Origin of the sequence: Meridianimarinicoccus sp. MJW13 (assembly GCF_014901205.1) — a bacterium.
GTDB lineage: Bacteria > Pseudomonadota > Alphaproteobacteria > Rhodobacterales > Rhodobacteraceae > Meridianimarinicoccus.
On sequence record NZ_JACNMU010000001.1, the window covers coordinates 55,116 to 74,820 of the forward strand.

15 protein-coding genes and 1 pseudogene are annotated in these 19,705 nt (G+C 64.3%); 4 read left to right on the forward strand and 12 right to left on the reverse strand.

Annotated features, from left to right (window positions below):
* Nucleotides 1-198: 198 nt before the first annotated feature.
* Nucleotides 199-1,560 carry an arylsulfotransferase family protein gene (locus tag H8B03_RS00170; RefSeq protein WP_193139057.1) on the reverse strand — a complete coding sequence of 454 codons (1,362 nt, stop codon included), beginning with the start codon at nucleotides 1,558-1,560 and terminating at the stop codon, nucleotides 199-201.
* 294 nt (nucleotides 1,561-1,854) lie between these two features.
* Between H8B03_RS00170 and H8B03_RS00175 the strand changes: the two genes are divergently transcribed.
* The 3 genes and pseudogenes from H8B03_RS00175 (at nucleotide 1,855) to H8B03_RS00185 (ending at nucleotide 7,009) form a co-directional block, all read left to right on the forward strand.
* Nucleotides 1,855-3,321: a condensation domain-containing protein gene (locus tag H8B03_RS00175; RefSeq protein ID WP_193139059.1), complete on the forward strand. Its 1,467-nt coding sequence runs from the start codon at nucleotides 1,855-1,857 to the stop codon at nucleotides 3,319-3,321.
* A gap of 15 nt (nucleotides 3,322-3,336) precedes the next feature.
* Nucleotides 3,337-5,925: pseudogene (locus H8B03_RS19190) on the forward strand (AMP-binding protein); the annotation flags it as partial.
* Nucleotides 5,926-5,938: 13 nt separating this feature from the next.
* Entirely contained in the window at nucleotides 5,939-7,009 is a 1,071-nt protein-coding gene (locus H8B03_RS00185) for a ketopantoate reductase family protein (RefSeq protein WP_193139063.1), read from the forward strand.
* Here H8B03_RS00185 and H8B03_RS00190 read toward each other — a convergent pair.
* On the reverse strand, nucleotides 7,006-9,051 hold the full coding sequence (locus H8B03_RS00190; protein ID WP_193139065.1) for an FAD-dependent oxidoreductase: 2,046 nt from the start codon (nucleotides 9,049-9,051) through the stop codon (nucleotides 7,006-7,008). The genes H8B03_RS00185 and H8B03_RS00190 overlap by 4 nt on opposite strands.
* Before the next feature lie 8 nt (nucleotides 9,052-9,059).
* Nucleotides 9,060-10,634 carry a trimethylamine methyltransferase family protein gene (locus H8B03_RS00195; RefSeq protein WP_193139067.1) on the reverse strand — a complete coding sequence of 525 codons (1,575 nt, stop codon included), beginning with the start codon at nucleotides 10,632-10,634 and terminating at the stop codon, nucleotides 9,060-9,062.
* Between the two features lie 81 nt (nucleotides 10,635-10,715).
* Here H8B03_RS00195 and H8B03_RS00200 point away from each other — a divergent pair, with 81 nt between their 5' ends.
* Nucleotides 10,716-11,342: a TetR/AcrR family transcriptional regulator gene (locus H8B03_RS00200; RefSeq protein ID WP_193139069.1), complete on the forward strand. Its 627-nt coding sequence runs from the start codon at nucleotides 10,716-10,718 to the stop codon at nucleotides 11,340-11,342.
* A gap of 84 nt (nucleotides 11,343-11,426) precedes the next feature.
* Here H8B03_RS00200 and H8B03_RS00205 read toward each other — a convergent pair whose 3' ends face one another.
* From H8B03_RS00205 to H8B03_RS00245, 9 genes are all read right to left on the reverse strand, one after another.
* Nucleotides 11,427-11,735: a hypothetical protein gene (locus H8B03_RS00205; RefSeq protein ID WP_193139071.1), complete on the reverse strand. Its 309-nt coding sequence runs from the start codon at nucleotides 11,733-11,735 to the stop codon at nucleotides 11,427-11,429.
* 69 nt (nucleotides 11,736-11,804) lie between these two features.
* Entirely contained in the window at nucleotides 11,805-12,746 is a 942-nt protein-coding gene (locus H8B03_RS00210) for an SH3 domain-containing protein (protein ID WP_193139073.1), read from the reverse strand.
* 469 nt (nucleotides 12,747-13,215) lie between these two features.
* Nucleotides 13,216-14,487 carry a 3-oxo-tetronate kinase gene (gene otnK / locus H8B03_RS00215; protein ID WP_193139075.1) on the reverse strand — a complete coding sequence of 424 codons (1,272 nt, stop codon included), beginning with the start codon at nucleotides 14,485-14,487 and terminating at the stop codon, nucleotides 13,216-13,218.
* A 26-nt stretch (nucleotides 14,488-14,513) separates the two neighbouring features.
* Nucleotides 14,514-15,635, reverse strand: a complete 1,122-nt coding sequence (locus H8B03_RS00220; RefSeq protein WP_193139077.1) for an isocitrate/isopropylmalate dehydrogenase family protein — start codon at nucleotides 15,633-15,635, stop codon at nucleotides 14,514-14,516.
* Between the two features lie 13 nt (nucleotides 15,636-15,648).
* Complete coding sequence (locus H8B03_RS00225) at nucleotides 15,649-16,296, reverse strand: aldolase (protein ID WP_193139079.1); 648 nt, start codon at nucleotides 16,294-16,296, stop codon at nucleotides 15,649-15,651.
* On the reverse strand, nucleotides 16,293-17,090 hold the full coding sequence (locus H8B03_RS00230; RefSeq protein WP_193139081.1) for an N-acyl homoserine lactonase family protein: 798 nt from the start codon (nucleotides 17,088-17,090) through the stop codon (nucleotides 16,293-16,295). Before H8B03_RS00230 ends, H8B03_RS00225 begins: the two co-directional genes overlap by 4 nt.
* The gene (locus H8B03_RS00235) at nucleotides 17,087-17,377 is read right to left on the reverse strand and encodes a putative quinol monooxygenase (RefSeq protein ID WP_193139084.1); all 291 of its coding nucleotides are present in this window, start codon (nucleotides 17,375-17,377) and stop codon (nucleotides 17,087-17,089) included. Before H8B03_RS00235 ends, H8B03_RS00230 begins: the two co-directional genes overlap by 4 nt.
* Nucleotides 17,377-18,888, reverse strand: a complete 1,512-nt coding sequence (locus tag H8B03_RS00240; RefSeq protein WP_193139086.1) for a tripartite tricarboxylate transporter permease — start codon at nucleotides 18,886-18,888, stop codon at nucleotides 17,377-17,379. Before H8B03_RS00240 ends, H8B03_RS00235 begins: the two co-directional genes overlap by 1 nt.
* 1 nt (nucleotide 18,889) lies before the next feature.
* Nucleotides 18,890-19,639 carry a hypothetical protein gene (locus H8B03_RS00245; protein ID WP_226925623.1) on the reverse strand — a complete coding sequence of 250 codons (750 nt, stop codon included), beginning with the start codon at nucleotides 19,637-19,639 and terminating at the stop codon, nucleotides 18,890-18,892.
* Nucleotides 19,640-19,705: the final 66 nt, after the last annotated feature.

Below are 19,705 nucleotides of genomic sequence, written 5' to 3' on the forward strand. Positions count from 1 at the left end.
CCCTGCGCATTTCGTTGACGCAACCTAGAGCGGTCGCAGGCCGGTCTTCAATGGCGTGCGGCGCAAACACTGGCCATGGCGGCCTATTTAGGTGACCGGCGGCCAGCGGCAGGCCCACCCATCAAAGACGTCCCGCACCGCCCAGCGGCTGGAACCGAAACCGGCAGAAGCGGCCTGTCTTCCCCGCGATCCCTTGTGTCAGCTTTCGCAGTTGGCCGCCTTGATGGCTTCGACGGCCCGCGCACCATCGGCGCGGCTCATGTACCGGGTCCAGCCGAGAAAATAGACCAGACCGTCCTCGGCGCGATTGACATATTCGACCACCGCCTGACCCTCGGAATCAAGGATCACAAGCCGCCCCTGCGAGGTTTCCTCTACCATCACGAAGCCGCCCGGCAGACGTTCGAACAGCCCGCCAAACAGGGCCTTCACCTCGAGTTCCGCCAGCGCATCGTCTTGCGGGCCACTGACGCTGTCGGTCTGGAAATCGTAATAGCTGATCTTGTTGGCATCGCGCACATAGGCGCGGCCCGAGGTGTTGATCACGTCGTTGTTGAAGATGGCAATGGTGTGGTCGTCGACGATATCGACATCATGCTGTGCCCGCCACGGCCCCCGACGCATCCAGATGATCTCGTCGGTTTCGGGGCGGAATTGCAGCACCATCGAGGAGTCCCGGAAGCTGAGAAACACATCGCCGCGTTTCCAATAGGGACCGTCTTCGAAAACCGGCTGCACATCGTTCAGGTGCATCGGGTTGTTGTTGTATTCGCTCGAGTTGAAAACAAGGTACTCGTATCCGTGTTCGATCAGGACATCACCGATGGACCGACTGTACAGGACCTCTCCGTCTTCGCTGATCTGCGCGATGGCCACATTTCCGAAGTTGTCATTGACCGTGTAGTCAGCTTCCAGCGGCAGCTTGTCGGGCAGCCAGAAATGCCCGTCCGGTCCACGCTCAAGGGCGTGATGATAGTAGCCGCGCTTGCTGCGCCAGACCAGATCGCCGCAGGGGGTCAGGCGCACCAGCGGAGAGTGATGGTCCTTGATCAGCAGATCGCCGTTTTCGAGCAAATAGGGATGGATGGCGCGAAAGCGCTTGGGGATATGCGCCGTTGCGATGTCGTTCTCGATTTCCGGGGTCCAGCCGGCGAAGAACTCTTCCGGGCGGGTCACCAGCCGGTGTTCGGTCGCGCCAGACTTCAGGTCGACCAGTTCCACCACATGACGTTCGACCGCACGGTCATAGCGGCTGAGCAGGATGAACCCGTCAGGACGCTCCTCAGGGGTAGATTGGTCAAAGTTCCAGCCCGAGAGACCGGGAAAGCGATGCGGATCCCGGACCGACATCCAGTTGTCGTCCTTTGCACTCAATGCGTCCTGTAGGTCTGCGGGGGCCGCAGCAAGCTTGTAGGCAAAGGTTCCGAACGCCCCGAAGCGACTGTGGCCCAGCGTCTCGTTGCGGACCGCGGCGCCGAACAGGATCGCGCCGATCGCGGCAAGGAGAAGCAGGAGGAGAACAAACCAAAGCTCAATCTTCTTGAAGAAAAATCGTTCCATCAGGGCAGCAACTCACACGATCAAAAGGTCCCGGCATGGGAAACGGGCGCTTGCCTGCCACAGTTTGGTTTGGTGATTTTCAAGCAACGTCTCCCCCACACCGAACGCTACGGGGCAAGATTGGACTTGGCAACGGTTTTGCTACCACGACAAAAACCCGGCCGAAGGGCACGTTTCCTGAATTCCCGGAAAAGTAGAGTTGCAACACATTCAAACAACCCATAGCTTAATTGTGAGTGAAGCGGCTGCCTGACTTCACAACTCTCGCGCAGCATCAGGAGTATACGATACGACATGTCCGGTGCTGCTCAGCGCATTGCTGCGTTCAATTTCAGAACCGTCACGGCCACGCCCAACCAGACCCGCTATGTGAGGTCCGAACTCGCCGAGGCGGGGTCGTACATGATTTCCATGGGCCATCTCGTGCAGGGCCAACTGGACGAGACAAGGTTTCGGGCAGCGGCAACGCAACTGGTTCTGCGTCATGACGCGTTGCGCACCTCTTTTGACATCATTCAAGGGGCTGTTCAGGCGCGTATTTCCGAAGAACCGCAGTTTCAGTACCACAGCTGCAGGCTTGCAGATGACAGCCTCTCTGCGTTCCGGTCCTGGGCATTGCCGCTGGTTTTCGAAGACGTGGATCCAAGGGTGCCAGGATCGCTGATCCGTGTTCTCGTCGCCAACCTTGGCGAGCAATGGCGGTTTACCATTGCGGCCCATCACGCCACCACCGATGGATTTTCTCGCGGCGTGATGACACGGGAATTGCTCAAGCTCTATGCCGGGGAGGATCTGCCGTCGGCGCCCTCCTACTACGACATCGATATCAAAGCGGCCCAGGACCCGTCCGAGCTGCGCGCTGTCAATGATCTGGTGACGGCGCTACCACAACCCGTGCGCCTGATCGGAGACGGGTTCGAAACCGGCGAAGAATCCTCGGCAGGCCATTTCGTCGAGCGGTCCTTTGACGATCTGTCTCGCTCGGTGCGGATGACCGCCAAGTCGATCGGCACAACGAAATTCGGTCTGTTCTCGGCCGTCTACGCGTTGGGGCTGCACGGCTATTCCGGTGAAACACAGGTGTCGAGCTTTTTTCAGACCTCAGGGCGCAAGGTGTTCGGGGCTTCCAATTCCATCGTCGGGCCCTATTCCAACACCCTGCCCCTTGATCTGAGCTTTGATCCGGGCCGTGCGTTTGGCAGCTTCGCACGGGATCTTGCCAAGCAGGTGGGAAACACCGTCGCGCTGGAGCGTGCGCCGATCCTTGATGCCGTTCTGGCCGCCCAGAAAGGACCGAGCGTTTCGATCAACATGTTCCCACCGGCGGCGCGCATCAAGGCTGGCGCGCTGGAAGTCGGCCCGCGCGAGTTTCTGGATCGCCGGACGGAATTCGATTTGAACCTTGTCTGGGCCGAGGATGGCGGCGTTCTGACCGCGCGGGCGTTCTATGACAAGGCGCATTTGTCCGACACCCGCGCGCGGCTTTTTCTGGATCAGCAAGCCCGATTGCTGCGCGCCGTTCTGGCGGATCCTGCGGCCTCCTGCCGGGACATTCTCAAGCAAGCCCGCTCCGGTGCCGAAGCATTGCTGCCGCAAGGCACAACGGACCCCACCCCCAGGCATCGCCTGCACAACGCGTTCTTGGAATGGGCAGCGCGGACCCCGGATGCCGTGGCACTTGTCACTTCGAAGGACCGCCTGACCTACAAGGCATTGGCAGACCGTCTTCGGGCCAGAGTGGCAGGCCTGCAGGACGCATGAGCCGGGCCCGGCAATTGCGTGGTGATATTCGCCCAACGCGATCCCGCATTGGTCGAAGCCCTGTTGGCGGTATCCGCCAGCGGGGCGTCCTTTGCGATCATTGATGCCAGTTATCCGCCGGCGCGCATCTCCCAAATGTTCGACCGGCTTGAGGCGCGCTTCGTCATCGAGGCCGGGGCGGAATTGCCGCCGGACCTGCGCAGCGGGCGGACGCTGGTTGCGTGTGGCGATCCAGCCAGGGCCAGGGTGATCGACGGACCACCCCGAGACGCGGCCTGCCACATGTTCACATCGGGCACGACGGGTCAGCCGAAACTGATCAGCCATCCCGATCAGACTGTTCAGAGATTTGTCGCCTGGCAGGCCGCGACACTGGCGCTGGACACCCCCGTTGTGACCATGATGATGGCGGGCCTGGCCCATGATCCAACCCTGCGCGACGTGCTTCTGCCCCTGTCGCATGGTGGCACCGTGGCGGTTCCGACACCCTGCGAAATGGCAACGCCCGAGCGGCTGCGCGCACTCATGGCCACGGCACAATGCAACGTCGTGCGGTTCAGCCCTGCCTCCGCAAGGCTGCTGACAACGGGCGCTTCCCGGGACCACCGCTTCGACCATCTGTGCGCCATTTTCTGGGGCGGAGAGCGCCTGCCCCGGTCCGTGGTCGCGGAATGGCAGTCGCGCGTGCCCAAAGCCCGCCAGTTCAACGTGTTCGGCACCACCGAAACGCCACAAGCCTTCCTGATCCACGAGATCCAGCGAAACGCGCCGCCCGCCGGGGAAATTCCCTTGGGGCGAACACTGCCATGGACAGGGGCGGCGGTTTTGGCAGAAGACGCAACACCGGTGGCGATCGGCGAGGTCGGCGAACTGACGGCCATGCTGGCCGACCCGATCATCGGGGCCAACGACAAGCTGTCAGAGACAAAGGGCGCGGGCGCGCTGCGCCATTTCACCGGCGATTTGGCCTACATGATGCCGGGCGGCGAGATCACCTTTGCCGGACGACGGGACGGTCAGGTCAAGATCAACGGGTTCCGGGTGGAACTGGGCGAGATCGAGGCGTTTGCCGAGGGGATTTCCGGGGTGAAGCAGGCGACGGCCCTGGTTGCGGACGATCGCATCCTTCTGTTCGTGCTGGCGCCCGGCACCTCCGTCGCCGAAGGGACCGTGAAGGCGCGACTGGCCCAAAACGTGCCCGCCTACATGGTGCCTGCGCAGATCTTGGTGCTTGATGGATTCCCGGCCACGCCCAATGGCAAGGTCGACAAGCCTGCGCTGGTGGCTTTGGCGGCAAAAGCGGCCAGAGCCGAGACTGGCAAGCCCGATGCCCAGCCGAAAGGTGCGGAAGAGATCGCGATTTCGAAGCTGCTGGCCCGAAACACAAACCGCACCTTTGTCGCACGCAACCAGTCGCTGGCCGATCTGGGCATCGACAGCATTGGCACTATCGAGGCGCGACTGGATCTGGAAGGCGCGGGCTTCACCCTGCCAGACGGCTGGCAATGGCTGACCGTTTCGGAACTGGCCGCCCAACAACCGGCGGCCAAATCCAGCGGGTCGGCGTCGAAACGCTGGATCGCCATGGGCCGGATGGACAGTTTCATCCTGATCCGGGCCCTTGCCATTGCGGTGATCGTGGCCTTCCACACCGGGTTGAAGCTGCCGGTCGGAGCCTCGATCATCCTGTTTGTTCTGACCGGCTTTGCCTTCGTACGCATGCAGTTGCCCGCCATTCTGCGGGACGACCATGCCGGACGGATTCTGACGCTGATGGCGCGGCTCATAGTGCCCATGGCCGCGATTTCGCTGGTCTACTATCTGAAACACACGGTGATGGACAACGACGCCCATCTGTCCACGTTGCTGCCCTATCGCAATCTGGCACCCTTTTTCGAATTCATGGTGCTTGGCCGGGATCACTACCAGATCCAGTTGGAATTTCTGTGGTTCCTGCACAGCTATTTGCAGATGTTCCTGGTGATCAGTGTCTTGCTGGCCGTGCCCCGCATCCGTGCACTGCTGCGGCGGGATCTGTGGCGCAGCCTGGTCGGGTTGTTCTGCATCTCTGAATTGGCAGGGGTGGGCACCATCGCGGCGCTGGCCCAGTGGACCGGCGACTTCGAAAAGACCTCGTTCTACCTGCTCTCATGGCCGACCACGACGATGCCGTTCCTGGTCATTGGCGCCGTGGTTGCCGCTGCCGACACGCAGCGCCGGGTGGTGGCCAGCTTCGCCTTCGTGCTGCTGCATTTTGCGGTCAGCGCCCTGTTCTACAGATCTCACGCCGAAGGCTGGTGGGTCATTGCACTGTTGTTCTGCGTGCTGATGCCTCAGATCACACTGCCGCGGATCGTAACCAGCGTCGTGATGCTCTTGGCGGCACATTCGCTGATCATCTACCTGTCCCACCATGCGACCGGATCGGTGTTCTCGGACATCTTCGGACGTGGCGAGTTGCGAGGGGCCAGCGTGGTATTCCAACTGGCTTTCGGTGTGCTGCTGGGCATTGCCCTGCGCCCGCTGCTGACGCGGTTGGGCATCTATCGGCTGGCCGACATCCCGCTGTCCTTCCAAAGCAAGTTGGCCAAGAAACAAGTATGAAGAGGAGCCAGACATGTCCAAGATGAACATCCTGATGCTGGGGGCGGCCTATGGGCTGCTGCCCGCGGTTCGCATCCTGTTGGCCGGCCATCGTGTGACTGTGGTGTGCCGCGCCTCGGAACAATCCAGTATTGCCAGCGACGGCGCGCAGATCTCGTTCCTGAAGCGGGACGGCACGCCCAACACCACGATGTCAGCGCCGGGCACCATCGGAACGGTCAAGGACAACGCGCTGTGCCTTGCCGGGGTCGATGTGGATCTGTCGCCCTTCGACATGGTGTTCCTTGCCATGAGCGAGCCGCAATACGCGTCCGAGGATGTGGCCGGGCTTGTACGCCGGATCGGCGCATCCGGCCTGCCGGTTGTATCGCTGATGAATGCCCTGCCGCCGCCCTTCCTGGCGCGCCTGAACGCATTCGACACCGTACAGCTGCGCCCGGCCTACACCGCGTGGTCGGTGTGGCAGCATCTTGACCCGGCGCTGATCTCGGCCGCCAGTCCCGACGCCCAGGCCGTGCGCATGGATCCCGAAAGGACCAACGAACTGTCGGTCACGCTGGCGTCGAATTTCAAGGTGGCTCCATTCGAACAGGCTGCACATCAAGAACTGTTGGAAACGCTCTCGCGCGATGTGTCTGCCTATCGTCAGGATGGTCGACCGCTGCCAGTGCGCCTGCTTGCGCATAACGCACTGCATGTTCCGATGGCCAAATGGCCCATGCTGATGGCCGGCAACTGCCGTTGTGTCGGACCGGATGGAAGCATCGTGTCCATTGCCGAGGCCGTTGGCGCGGATCCCGAAGCCAGCCAGAGGATATATGACCAGACGCTGGAGGTCGTGCGCGCTGCCGGTGCGGGTGACGGCGATATCGTTCCGTTTTCGCACTATGCACGTGCCGCGCGTGGCCTGGTCCGGCCTTCCTCTTTCGCCCGTGCCATCGCAGCGGGTGCTCCGAACATCGAACGCGTTGACAAGATCATCCAGCTCAGTGGCCGTGCACTGGGTCAGACCATACCCGAAATCGATCGGATCGTCGCGCAGGTGGATGTCCTGATGGCCCGCCCCCTGGCAGCCAGCGCCTAGATGTCCTTGACCAGCCGCAGCGCGTCATAGATCGCGGCATGGGTGTTGCGGGCGCTGACCGCGTCGCCGATGCGGAACAATTGGAACCGGCCGTCCGGGTTGCGGCACAGGGTCTGGGGCCGACCTTCCAGAAGCGCATCGTGATCCACCGCCCCGCCGTTTGACGACAGCGGCTTGAGGTCGAAATACAGGTCCTCCAGCGGCAGGGTGCCATAGTTCACCACCACCTGATCGTATTGCGCATCGAAGCGGTGATCGCTGTAGTCGGTGCCGATGGTGGCGGTCAGCTTGTTGCCGTCGCGCCGCACGTCCAGCAGCCGCCGTGTCACGGTAAAGGTCACGTCCTTGTCCTGCAGCGCCCGCATGTAAGGCACCAGGTTCATCGCCATGATGTCTGGGGCAAACACCCGGTCGGGGGTCATCACCTCGACCGTCGATCCGGCCAGGGCCGCCATTTCGGCGGCCTGGAGCCCCGGATGATCACCGCTTTCATCATAAATCAGCACGGACCCGGCGGGCTTCACATCGCCCGACAGGATGTCCCACGTGCTGACCACATGGGCCGGTTCCCCCCGCGTTTCGAACAGCCCGGTGTTGGGCACACCACCGGTGGCCACGATCACCACGTCTGGATGCATCGCGGCCACATCCGCGGCCTCGGCCCAGGTGTTGAAGCGGAAGTCCACGTCCCGCGCGGCGCATTGCGCCATGCGCCAGTCGATGATCGAGATCATCTCGCGCCGGCGCGGCGATTGCGCGGTCAGCCGCACCTGTCCGCCCGGATCGGCGGCGGCTTCCAGAACCACCACCTCATGGCCCCGCTCGGCGGCGACACGGGCCGCTTCCAGCCCACCCGGACCGGCGCCGACCACGACGACCTTGCGGCGGGTTGCCGCCCGCGCGATCTCATGCGGCATGGTCAGTTCCCGCCCGGTCGCGGCGTTGTGCATGCACAGGGCATCGCCCGCCTGATAGATCCGGTCCAGGCAGTAGGTGGCACCGACACAGGGGCGGATGTCCTCTTCGCGGCCTTCGACGATCTTGCGGACGATATGCGGGTCGGCCATATGCGCCCGCGTCATGCCGACCATATCCAGCAGGCCCGCCGCCACCGCGTGGCGTGCCGTCGCCACATCGGGGATCTTCGCGGCATGGAAGGTCGGCATGCCTGTGGCCTTGCGCACTGCACCCGCGAAATCCAGATGCGGCGCGTTCTTCATGCCCTGCACCGGGATCACATCGGTCATCGCCGGATCGGTGTGGATGCGGCCCCGGATCACGTTGAGGAAATCCACCTGCCCGGTGTCGGCCAGCCGTCTGGAGATCTCGACCCCCTCCTCGGCCGTGATGCCGCCCTTCTGCGCCTCGTCCGCCGTATAGCGGAAGCCGACGATGAACTCGGGCCCCACCCGCTTGCGCACCGCCGCCAGCACATCCAGCGGAAACCGCAGCCGGTTTTCCAGCGTATCCGCCCCGTAGGGGCCGGTCAGATCATTGGTCAGCGGCGACCAGAACTGGTCCAGCAGATGGCCATAGGCCTGCAATTCGATCCCGTCCATGCCGCCCGCCTGCATGCGCTCCGCGGCATCGACGAAGTCGCCAAGAATACGGTCAATGTCCCAATCCTCGATCAGTTTGGGAAAGGAACGGTGCGCGGGTTCGCGATGCCGCGACGACGACACCGACGGCAGCCAGTCGCCCTTGTTCCAGCCGGTGCGCCGGCCAAGGTGCGTCAGCTGGATCATCACCGCGCAGCCGTGGTCGTGGCAGGCGTCGGTCAGGTTGCGGATCCACGGCACCACCTCGTCCTTGTAGGCAAGGATGTTGTTGAACACCGGCGGGCTGTCCTTTGACACCGCCGCCGATCCGGCGGTCATGGTCAGCGCGACACCGGCCCTGGCCCGTTCTTCGTGATAGGCCCGGTAGCGGTCCTTGGGCATCCCGTCCTCGGGGTAGGCCGGTTCGTGACTGGTGGTCATGATCCGGTTTCTCAGGGTCAGATGCTTGAGCTGATAGGGTTGAAGCAAGGGATCCTTGGACATGGGCAACCTCAGTACCACGCGTCGGCCATCGACGCCTTTTTCCTAGCCATGAAGTCCTGTAACCCGTCGTCGATGCCGGGATCCAGCGCGGGCGGGACATAGTCGGCCAGCACCGCCTTCCAGCGCCGGTTGGCCCGTGTCGCCGCGTCGGCGCCGCCCTGTTCATCCCAGGTTTCCCAGGGCTGGGCGTCGTCCAGCGCGCTGTCCCAATAGGCCGTCTTGTAGTGGCGCAGGGTGTGGGCGGTGGAAAACAGATGCTCGCCGGGGCCGTGTTCGGCCAGTGCGTCGAAGGCCAGCGTGTCGTCGCTGACCTCGACCCCCTTCAGATAGGCGTGCAAGGCCCCGCACAGATCCGCGTCCAGCATGAATTTCTCGTAGGACATGCTGAGCAACCCATCCAGAAACCCCGCCGAATGCAGTATGTAGTTGGCCCCGCATTGCACCGCCGACAGCATCGACATCATCGCCTGCTGCATCGCCTGCGCATCGGGCAGTTTCGAGGTGCTGAAATTGCCCGCACAGCGCAGCGGCAGGTTCAGACGCCGCGCCAACTGCCCCATGACCAGCGATCCCAGCGCCGGTTCCGGCGTGCCGAAGGTGGGTGAGCCCGAGCGCAGCGACATGGAACTGAGGAAACTGGCCAGTACCGCCGGCGCGCCGGGGCGCACCAGTTGCGTCAGCGCACAGGAGGTCATGCTTTCCGCCAGACATTGCGCCACCGATCCGGCCATGGTCAGCGGCGACACCGCCCCGCCCAGAAGGAACGGCAGATGGATCGAGCCCTGCCCGGCCGCCGCATAGGCCCGGATGCCGCGCGTCGTGACCCCGTCCAGCACCAGCGGCGAGGTGGTGTTGAAATTTCCCATGATGACGCAATGGCGGTCCACGAACTCTGCGCCAAACAGGATGCGGCACATCTCGATGCTGTCCTCGGCCCGCTCGGGCGCTGTGATCGAGCCCAGGAAAGCCCGGTCCGAATAGCGGATATGGGCATAGACCATGTCCAGATGCCGCTTGTTCACGGCGATGTCCGTCGGCTCGCAGATGGTGCCGCCGGAATGATGCAGCCACGGGCTGGACTGCGCCAGTTTCACGAAGTTGCGAAAGTCTTCGATCGTGCCATAGCGGCGGCCGCGATCCAGATCCATGACAAAGGGCGACCCATAGGAGGGCGCAAAGACCACCGCGTCGCCGCCGATCTCGACCGAGTGCGCCGGGTTGCGGGCGTGCTGGGTGAAGCGCGCGGGCGCGCTGCGCAGGATCTCGCGGATCAGGCCCGGTTCGAACCGGATATTGCTGCGCCCCGCGCCCAGATCCGTCACCTGCCCGCCCGCGTCGCGGAACAACTGCACGGTTTCGGGATCATCCCGAAACTCAACACCGATCTCGGCCAGAATACGGTCGGCGGTGGCCTCGATCCGAACCAGCCCGTCTTCGCCCAGAAGATCATAGGGCGGGATGCCACGGGTGATGAAAGGCACTTCCAGATGCGGGTTCTGGCCCGGAACACCGCTGCGGGGGGCGCCACCGGCACCCCGCGTGCGCCGCCGTGATCTGCGTTTCTCCGCCACCCCTTCACGCATCGCCGGTGCCTTTCGACTCGAATTGTTGACATAAGTGTTGGGCTGTTTGACATACCTGTCAAGTAAATCCACACTCCCAACATGACCCCGCCCGACACCGCCCGTCCTCGTGCCACCGAAGAAATCTGGCTGAAGGCTGCCTACGATGTGCTGACCGAAAGCGGCGTCGAGGCGGTCAAGATCATGCCGCTGGCCAAGCGGCTGGGCCTGACCCGCACCGGGTTCTACTGGCATTTCAAGGATCGCGAGGCGCTGCTGGAGGCGATGATCCGGCATTGGGAAGACACCAACACCGGCAATCTGGTCGCACGTTGCGATGCCTATGCCGCCAGCATCTGCGAGGCTGTGTTCAACCTGTTCGATTGCTGGCTGGACGACAGCCTGTTCGACTCGCGGCTGGATCTGGCGATCCGCAACTGGGCGCGCAATGATCCTGATCTGCAACAGCGGCTTGATCAGGCCGACGCGCGCCGCAAAGAGGCGATGGTGGGGATGTTCCTGCGGTTCGGCTATGACCGCACCGAGGCGGAACTGCGCGCGCTCACCATGATCTACACCCAGATCGGCTATATCTCGCTGCAGGTGACCGAGGATCTGGACCAGCGCCTTGCGTTGATGCCCGGCTATGTCGAGATCTTCACGGGGCGCCAACCGGATGCGGCCAGCATCCGGCGGTTCATGGCGCGCCATCCCACCGGGGCGCCTTGAGCTGCGCAAACCGGGGGAAGAAATACCGGGACCGCGGGTCTCGCGGTCCCGGCCTTGGTCTTGGATGTCCAGCGCGCAGTGTGCCTATTTGGCGGCGGCTTCCTTCAGATTGGCCAGAACCTCTTCGCACTGGGCCGCACTTCCGACGATTTCACCGTCGTAGCTGCCGTCAGTATCAAGGTTGCGGCTGGCGCGGGTCAGCACCTGGTCAACCTGCTCGGCGCTCAGCAGGCCTTCATCCTGTGCGGCCTGAACGGTGGTGCAGATCCCGGCGCCAAGCCCGGTGGCAATGCCCACACCTGCGGCCGTACCAATCATCATCGGCGCGCCGACGAAGGCGCCGATCAACAGGCCGACGACCAGCATGATTACGCCAATCAAGAGTTTTCCCATGGGTGTATTCCTTTCTAAGGGGTCAAGAGTTTGCAGCGATGGGCCCATTTGTCAGGCCCGTGTCGCCGGTCATTCGATGCCGAAGGTCACGGTGTAGCTTGCGGTGTCATTGCCGCGATTGATGACCTCGACCACGTGATCGCCCGACTGCCAAAGCTGGCCGCGATAGTCCTGTTCCCGAGACATCTGATCCAGCAGGAAACTGCGATCGGGATTGAAGATCTGATACGACAGGCCCGGCCCCTGCCCGGCCACCCGCACGGTCAGAAACTGTCCGTCCTTCGCCCCCAGGACATAGCGGTGCGAGGCACCGGGGGGCAGCGTGCCGTTCAATTCCGCACCCGATGCGCCCGGATCAAAGTGCACGCGCTGTTCATCGGTTCCCCCGACAGCGGCATCCGATGCGGGCGTCGGGGCGGGCGCGGGCGTCCCGCTGCCCTCGATCAGGAAATCGCCTGCGGCCCAGCCCTCGTCACCGGGATCGGCCAGCGTTGCCACCCGGCACCAGCGGCGGCCCTCGGCCATGCGGCAGCCCAGGTTGCTCAGGTTGGTCCCGTTCGCCAGTGCGATCACGACGGCGGCTCCTTGTGACGGCCCTGCACGCAGGTTCAATGGCCCGCCTGCCGAGGTGGCCACCTGATAGAAATCCGGTCCGCCCGCCAGACCATCGGCAAAGTCGCCCTGCACCACCTCGCCGGTTGCACCTGTCACGGCAACATCCAGGGTATAGTCCGCAACCTCTCCCCGCCGCGCCGCCGCACGGTACAAATATACCGAGATCGTGTAGGTGCCAGAGGTCGGCAAGATGCCTTCGAACCGGTTGAGGTCAGGCATCATCGGCCCGATCAGAGAGCCCACGGCAAGGGCTGCGTCGCCCGGCCCCGCGCCCGGCGCATAGACGTTGAAATAGCCCGCCGTGTTGTTGACGGTCAAAGACACGGTCATCGTCTGCCCGGCTTCGGCGCCGACCTTGTACAGAACCGTTTCGCGGCCGGTCAGGCTGTCGCTCACCTGTGTGCCCGTTGTCCCCGCTGCAAACACAAGCTGCTTGGACCGCATGTCATCGGCACCGGCGGCCGTTGCGAGGCTTGCAGTCAAGAGAGATGAAATCAGAATTCGGCGAATGGATTTCACGGGTGCTCCCTTCCAGAATTGGATCCCACGCGAGGTTTTCTGCGCAGGCCCCGGATGCCGCAGCCTAGGCCGAGCGCAACGGCGCTGTCCAAAGGACCAAACCCAGATTATCGCGATCCGGCACCCGTAGCGAGACCTGACGTAACGACCCCCCAGGCCGCGTTGGCCGCCTCTGGTTGTTGGTGCGACTTGTCAGGGGCAACCGGGCGCTGGCGCGTGCGGTGTGTTGGGCGATCCGTCGCTGGCACACGCTGCTTTCAGTCTGACGGGCGCAACTGTACCCGCCACGGGGACGACGGCCATGGCATCTTTGCCGCCATGTGACCGCTGCCGTCAGGCCACAGTGTCAGCCCTGATCCAGAACCGCGAAAGCCTCTTGAAAGAACGCCGGGCCGCCGAAATTGCCCGACTTCAGGGCCAGTGCCAACGGCGTACCCCCCACGGCTTCGGTCCACGGCACACCCGTGGCGATCTCGGGCCCGATGCGCAGCGCGGTGACGCCAAGCGCGGATACCACCGCGCCCGAGGTTTCCCCCCCGGCCACCACCATGCGCGCAAACCCCGACGCGTGCAGCCCGGTGGCGATGCGCCCGAGGGCATCCTCGACCATCTGGCCCGCGCGCGCGACGCCGTGTTTTTCCTGCGTGCGCCGGACTTCTTCGGGATCGGCAGAGCCATAGATCAGGATCGGGGCGTTGCTTGGCTGCGCGCCCGCCCAGTCCAGCACCTCGCCCACCACGTCCTGCCCCGCGGCAATCCGGTCCACGTCCAGCTTCCGCACCGGCCACAGGTCACGGACCGCCGCGATCTGACCGCGCGTCGCCTCGGAACAACTGCCTGCAAAGACGACCGACCGGCCCGCGACCTTTGGCGTGACCGTAGGTGTTGCCGGATCCAGCCGCCCCTGTGCCCGCAGGTTGTCGGGCAGACCCATGGCGATGCCCGAGCCGCCGGTGACCAGCACATGCCGCGCCGCCGCGCGACCGATATGGCGCAGATCCTCGTCCCGCACCGCGTCGGTGATGCCGTGGTTGATACCGGCCTGCCGCAATGCCGCGATCCGCGCCAGGATCGCCTCGGGCCCGGCCATGACATCGCCCAGCCCGATCAGCCCGGCGCGGCCTTCGCTTTGCGCATCCATCAGCCGCAACAGGTTGGCATCCTGCATCGGCGTCAGCGGGTGGTTCTTCATCGGGCTGTCCGACAGCAGTTGATCGCCGACGAACAGATGCCCCTGATAGATCGTGCGCCCGTTGGCCGGAAAAGCCGGGCAGACCAGCGCGAAATCGGTGTCCAGTGCCGCCCGCAGGGCATCGGTGACCGGACCGATGTTGCCGCGTTCGGTGGAATCGAAGGTCGAGCAGTATTTGAACAGGATCTGTTCGGCCCCCTGAGCACGCAGCCAGTCCAGCGCTTGCAGCGACTGGCCAACCGCCTGGTCCACCGGCGCCGTGCGGGACTTCAGCGCCACCACCACGGCCTGCGCATCGCCCACATCGGTGTCCGCATCCGGCACACCGATGACCTGCACCACCCGCATGCCTTCCTTGACCAGCGTGTTGGCCAGATCGGTGGCCCCGGTGAAATCATCGGCGATGGCGCCCAGAACTACGGTCATGACGTCTCCTGCGGTTCAAGGGGCATTCAGCCCGCCGCCTGTGTTTCGGTTGCGGCGGCAATCTGCGAAATAATCTCGGCGGTAACGGCAAGTGTGCCCATGTCACCGCCAAACTCCATCGGGCGCAGCCGGTTCCGGGCAAACCCCGCATCCACCGCCCGGTCCACCAGTTCTGCGGCCCGCCCATAGGCGGCCACTCCGGTCTTATCGGCCAGATAGTCCAGCATCAGCCCGGCGCTGAGGATCGCCGCCAGCGGGTTGGCCTTGTCCTGCCCCATGATGTCGGGGGCGCTGCCATGGGCGGGCTGGAACAACCCGGTGCTGTCGCCGATCTCGGCGCAGGCGGCCATGCCCATGCCGCCGACCAGACCCCCGGCCAGATCCGACAGGATGTCGCCGAACATGTTCTCCATCACCAGGATGTCGAACTCCCACGGCCGCCGCACCAGATCCAGCGCCTGCGCATCGACATAGTTGTAGCCGATCTCGGTGTCGGGATGGTCGCGGGCGATCTCGTCGAAGATCTTGCGGAAGAAGGCCATCGAGGTGAAGACATTGGCCTTGTCCACGCAGGTCAGCCGCGCCCGTTTTCCGCGCGCGCGGCGTTTCTCGGCCAGACGGAAGGCGAAGCGGTGCAGCTTCTCGGTGGTGGCGCGGGTGATCCGCAGGGTCTCGCGCACCTCGCTGTCGCCGATCACTTCGGCGCGCTTGTGGGCGGCTGCCGAATAGAACAGCCCTTCGGTGCTTTCGCGCAGGATGATCAGATCCAGCCCGGCGGCTCGCGGATCGGCCAGACGCTGCGGCGCATTTGGATAGGCGCGCACCGGGCGGATGCCTGCATACAGGCCATAGCGATCCCGAAGGCGCAGATGCGGCGAGATTTCGGTGCCGTCCTCGTGACGGATGGCGGGCAGACCAATAGCGCCCAGGAAGATCGCATCGGCCTCGCCGGCGCGCTGCTCTCCCCCCGGTTCGATGTCCTGCCCGGTTTCGGCGAAATACCCGGCCCCGGCGCGGATCTCGTCAAAAACCAGCTCCGGCGCTCCGGCCTGTTCGCAGGCGGCAAGCGCCACCTGCATGGCGGCCTCGGCCACGTCGATGCCGATCCCGTCCCCCTTGATCAGCGCAATCCGAGCCTTCGTGGTCATGCGGCCGTTCCTTTCATTCCCAGTCAATGTCGAACCTGCGGACGACGGTTTGGATCTGAGCGTCTGTCAGCCCGACCGCTCCGCAGCCGCGCGTCAGCAACGCCAGCCGCGCGGTTTCTTCCAGTTCCTCGATGGCATAGGTCGCGGCCCAGACATCCTTGCCGGCCACCACCGGCCCGTGATTGGCCAGCACCACCGCCGAGCGTTTGCCCGCCAGCCCGCGCACGGCCTCCGCCATCGCGGGATCGCCGGGCAGGATGAAGGGCAGTCGGCGCACCTTGCCCAACCGCATGATCCCATAGGGCGTCAGCGCGGGCAGCATGTTGTCGGCGTCGGTGTCGGGCAGCATCGACAGGGCCACCGAATGGGTGGAATGCAGATGCACCACCGCCCCGGTTTGCTGCCGCGTCTCGTAAAAGGCGCTGTGCAGCGGAATTTCCTTGGTCGGCGGGTCGCCCGACAGCAACCGCATGTCTGCATCCAGCCGACTGATCCGCGCCGGGTCCAGAAACCCCATCGAGCTTCCGGTGGGCGTCATCAGCAGGCTGCCATCCGACAACCGGGCCGAAATGTTGCCCGAAGCGCCGCAGGTCAGGCCGCGGTCGAACAGCGACTTGGCGATGCGGCAGATGTCCTCGCGCAGGCGGGTCTCTTCGGTCATCGCGGCACCTCGGCGATTGGGCCGGGATCGAGACGGCGTATGTGATCGGCCACGCCGGGGGCAAACAGCTTGCACACCAGCGGGTCATGGCCGGGGATGATCAGTTCGGGATGGCTGGCCAGCCCCAGCAGCCGGTCGAACCCGTCCAGCATGTCCTGCACGTCCACCACTATCGGGAACGGTTTGCGGGCGAACAGGTTTTCGTAGAAATGCGCCGCGTCCGAGGCCAGCACCATCCAGCCGCTTTCGGTCCGCACCCGCACTGCCTGAAGCCCCCGGCTGTGACCGCCGATGCGATGCACCGTGACGCCTTCGGCCACCTGCCCATCGCCGTCGTGGAACACCACCTGCCCCGAGAACAGCCGCGTGACCGCCTCGCAGACATGGCCTGCTGTGAAGGGCATCCGCAGCGTGTCGTGACACATGCAGGGCCCCGTGGCATAGGCCATTTCGGCGGCCTGCATGTGCAGCGTCGCATTGGGAAACAGTCGCAGCCCGCCCGCATGGTCATAGTGCAGATGCGTCACGATCACCTTGGTGATCTGATCGGGACGCACGCCCAGCGGGGCCAGGGCGGCCACCGGGTCCAGCCGGATCGGACGGGCGCGGGCCGCAGCCTCGGCATCGTCATAGCCGGTGTCGACGAGAATGACCTCGTCGCCGCGCCGCAGCAGCCACATGAAGTAATCCATCGGATGCGGCGCGTCGTGGTTGTCGTCGAAGACGAAGCTGTCGCCGCGCACCCGCGCATTGCGGTCGGCGTATTTAATGGCATGGATTTCCCAGCTGCTCATGAGCGCACCTCGGCGAAGCAGCGCACCTGCTTGTCTGTGACCATCTCGGCCACCGCGGCATCGAAGGCCTTGAAGTGGGCGCTGTGCAGATGCGCGTCAAAGGCCGCGCGATCGTCGTAAAGCTCGTACAGGAACACCGTGTCGGGCAGGTCGGGATCGGTGCAGACGTCGAACAACTGGCACCCCGGTTCGTCGTTCAGGGAGGTTCGCGCGTTGGCAATCATCCGCGGCAGGAATTCGGACATCCGTCCGGCTGCGATGGTGAAGGTGACGGTTACGGCGTACATCAGGCGGTCCTCCGCTTCAGCCGCCCGAAGGCGCGCTGCACAAATGGGATCTGGCTCAGGATCAGCGCGACGTTCAGCGCCAGCAGGATCGCCGCACCGGGCCGGGACACGAAGACCGACAGATCCCCGTCCGACAGGAACAGCGACCTGCGGAAGGTCTCGTCGAACAGCCCGCCCAGGATCACGCCTATCACAAGCGGGGCGATGGGAAAGGCCAGCATGTTCATGAAATAGGCCACGAATCCGACGCCCAGCATCAGGTAGAGATCATTGATGCCGCCGCCGACGCTGAAGGATCCGATGGTGGTCAGCACCATGACGACCGGCAGGAACACGGTCTGCGGGATGCGCAAGATGCGGATGAAAACCCGCGCCGTGAACAGCCCCATCAGGAACATGGTGAAAGACGCCAGCACCAGGATCGCCACCACGCGCAGGATGATCGCGGGGTCGATGGTCGGGCCGGGAATGACGTTGTTGATCTTGAACGCGCCCATCAGGGCTGCGGCGGGCGGCGAGCCGGGAATGCCCAGCACCAGCAGCGGGATCAACGCACCGCCGATGCAGGCGTTGTTGGCGGTTTCCGCCGACAGAAGCCCTTCAACCGAGCCCTTGCCGAAGTTCTTGCCATCCTTCGAGACGGTCTTGCCGACGCCATAGCTGACCCAGCCCGCCACATCCTCGCCCACGCCGGGCAATGCGCCGACGCCGGTGCCGATCACGCCCGACCGGGTGATCGTCGGCAGGTAGCGGCGCACGGTTGCCAGATTGGGCACGATCCGGTCGCGGAACTGCACCAGCTTGCCCACGTCGGCATGGCGTAGCCCTTCGATGATCTGCGGCACCGCGAAGGCCCCCATCAGCACCGGCACCACCTGGAAGCCCGACATCATGTAGGACCAGCCGAAGGTATAGCGCGGCTCGGACAGCAGCGGATCCATGCCGACCATGGCCATGGCCAGACCGATCAGCCCGGCGATCCAGCCCTTGATCACCAGATCCTCGCTCATCAACGTGCCCGACAACAGGATGCCAAACAGGGCCAGCAGGGCCTTTTCCGGGCTGGCGATGTTCTTGGACACCAGCAGCAGCGCCCAGACAAAGACCAGCAGCGCGAAGGTGCCGATCAGCGTGCCGATGAAACTGGCCGTGGTGGTCAGGCCCAAGGCCTCGCCGCCCCGGCCCGCCTTGGCCAGCGGGTGCCCGTCCATGGCGGTGGCCGCACTGGCCGCAGTGCCGGGAATGTTCAGCAGGATCGACGGGTAGGAACCGCCGTAGATCGCCCCGACATAGGCCCCCAGCAGGGCAATCAGGGAATAGTCCAGCGGGATCTTGTTGCCGAAAAAGCCGGTCAGAATGGTCACCGCCAGCGTCGCCGTCAGCCCCGGCAGCGCGCCGAAGGTGATCCCCAGAAACACCGAAGTCACCAGATAGACATAGGTCAGCGGATCGACCACCAGTGCCGCAAAGGCCCCGCCGAAGCCTGCAAGTTGGGACAGGACAAATTCCACCTCAGGTCCTCCAGAGCGGTCGCAGGGTCACGTAGTAGTGGTATTCGATCTTCGAAAAGATCAGCCCGCCTCGGTTCGGCACGTTCTGGCGAAAGCCGAAGGCCATGGCGCAGACAAGGATCAGCGGCGCGCCGACAGCGATCCATGGGGTGATGCGGAACACTCTCGACCTATGGCCGTTCCAGAGCATCCAGCAGGTCAGCCCGATCCACAGCACCAGCGCGATCCAGTCATCGCCGTGAGCGCTCCATTCGGATTGCGGGAAATGCAGGACCATCGCGGCGGCCCCGGCCAGGGCCATGATCCCGGCGGCCAGCGTCATGCGCCCGGTGCGCCCTTCGTGATAGCCATAGATCAGCGCGGTGATCAGCAACCCCGAACAGATGATGAAATCCACGCGCGGCACCAAGGCCGCGATATAGGACAGGAAGATCACCGCCAGCGTCGCAAAGCGCAGCGCCTCGTCCCGGTCCCAGCCCAGCCCGACGGCGGTCAGCGCCCGCTGCGCGCCGCCCGCCCGAATGGCCACCACCAGCAGCACCACCGACAGCACCAGCATGGCCAGGAATATGCCCAGCGGCACGATGGCAGCAGAATTGTACCAGGCCACCCCGGCCACCCCGCCCTGCGTGGTGTTGAACAGCGGAATATCCGCCGTGCGCCACAGGAAGAAGACCGAAACGGCCATCAGGATCAGGGCCGCCCAGAAGTCGCGGGCGCGCATGATGCTCTTGTCTTCGCTGGGTTCCAAACCTAGCCCCTCCCGGCCTGTCAGAGGGGGCGCACATCGGCGCCCCCACATCGTTGCGATTGCGCG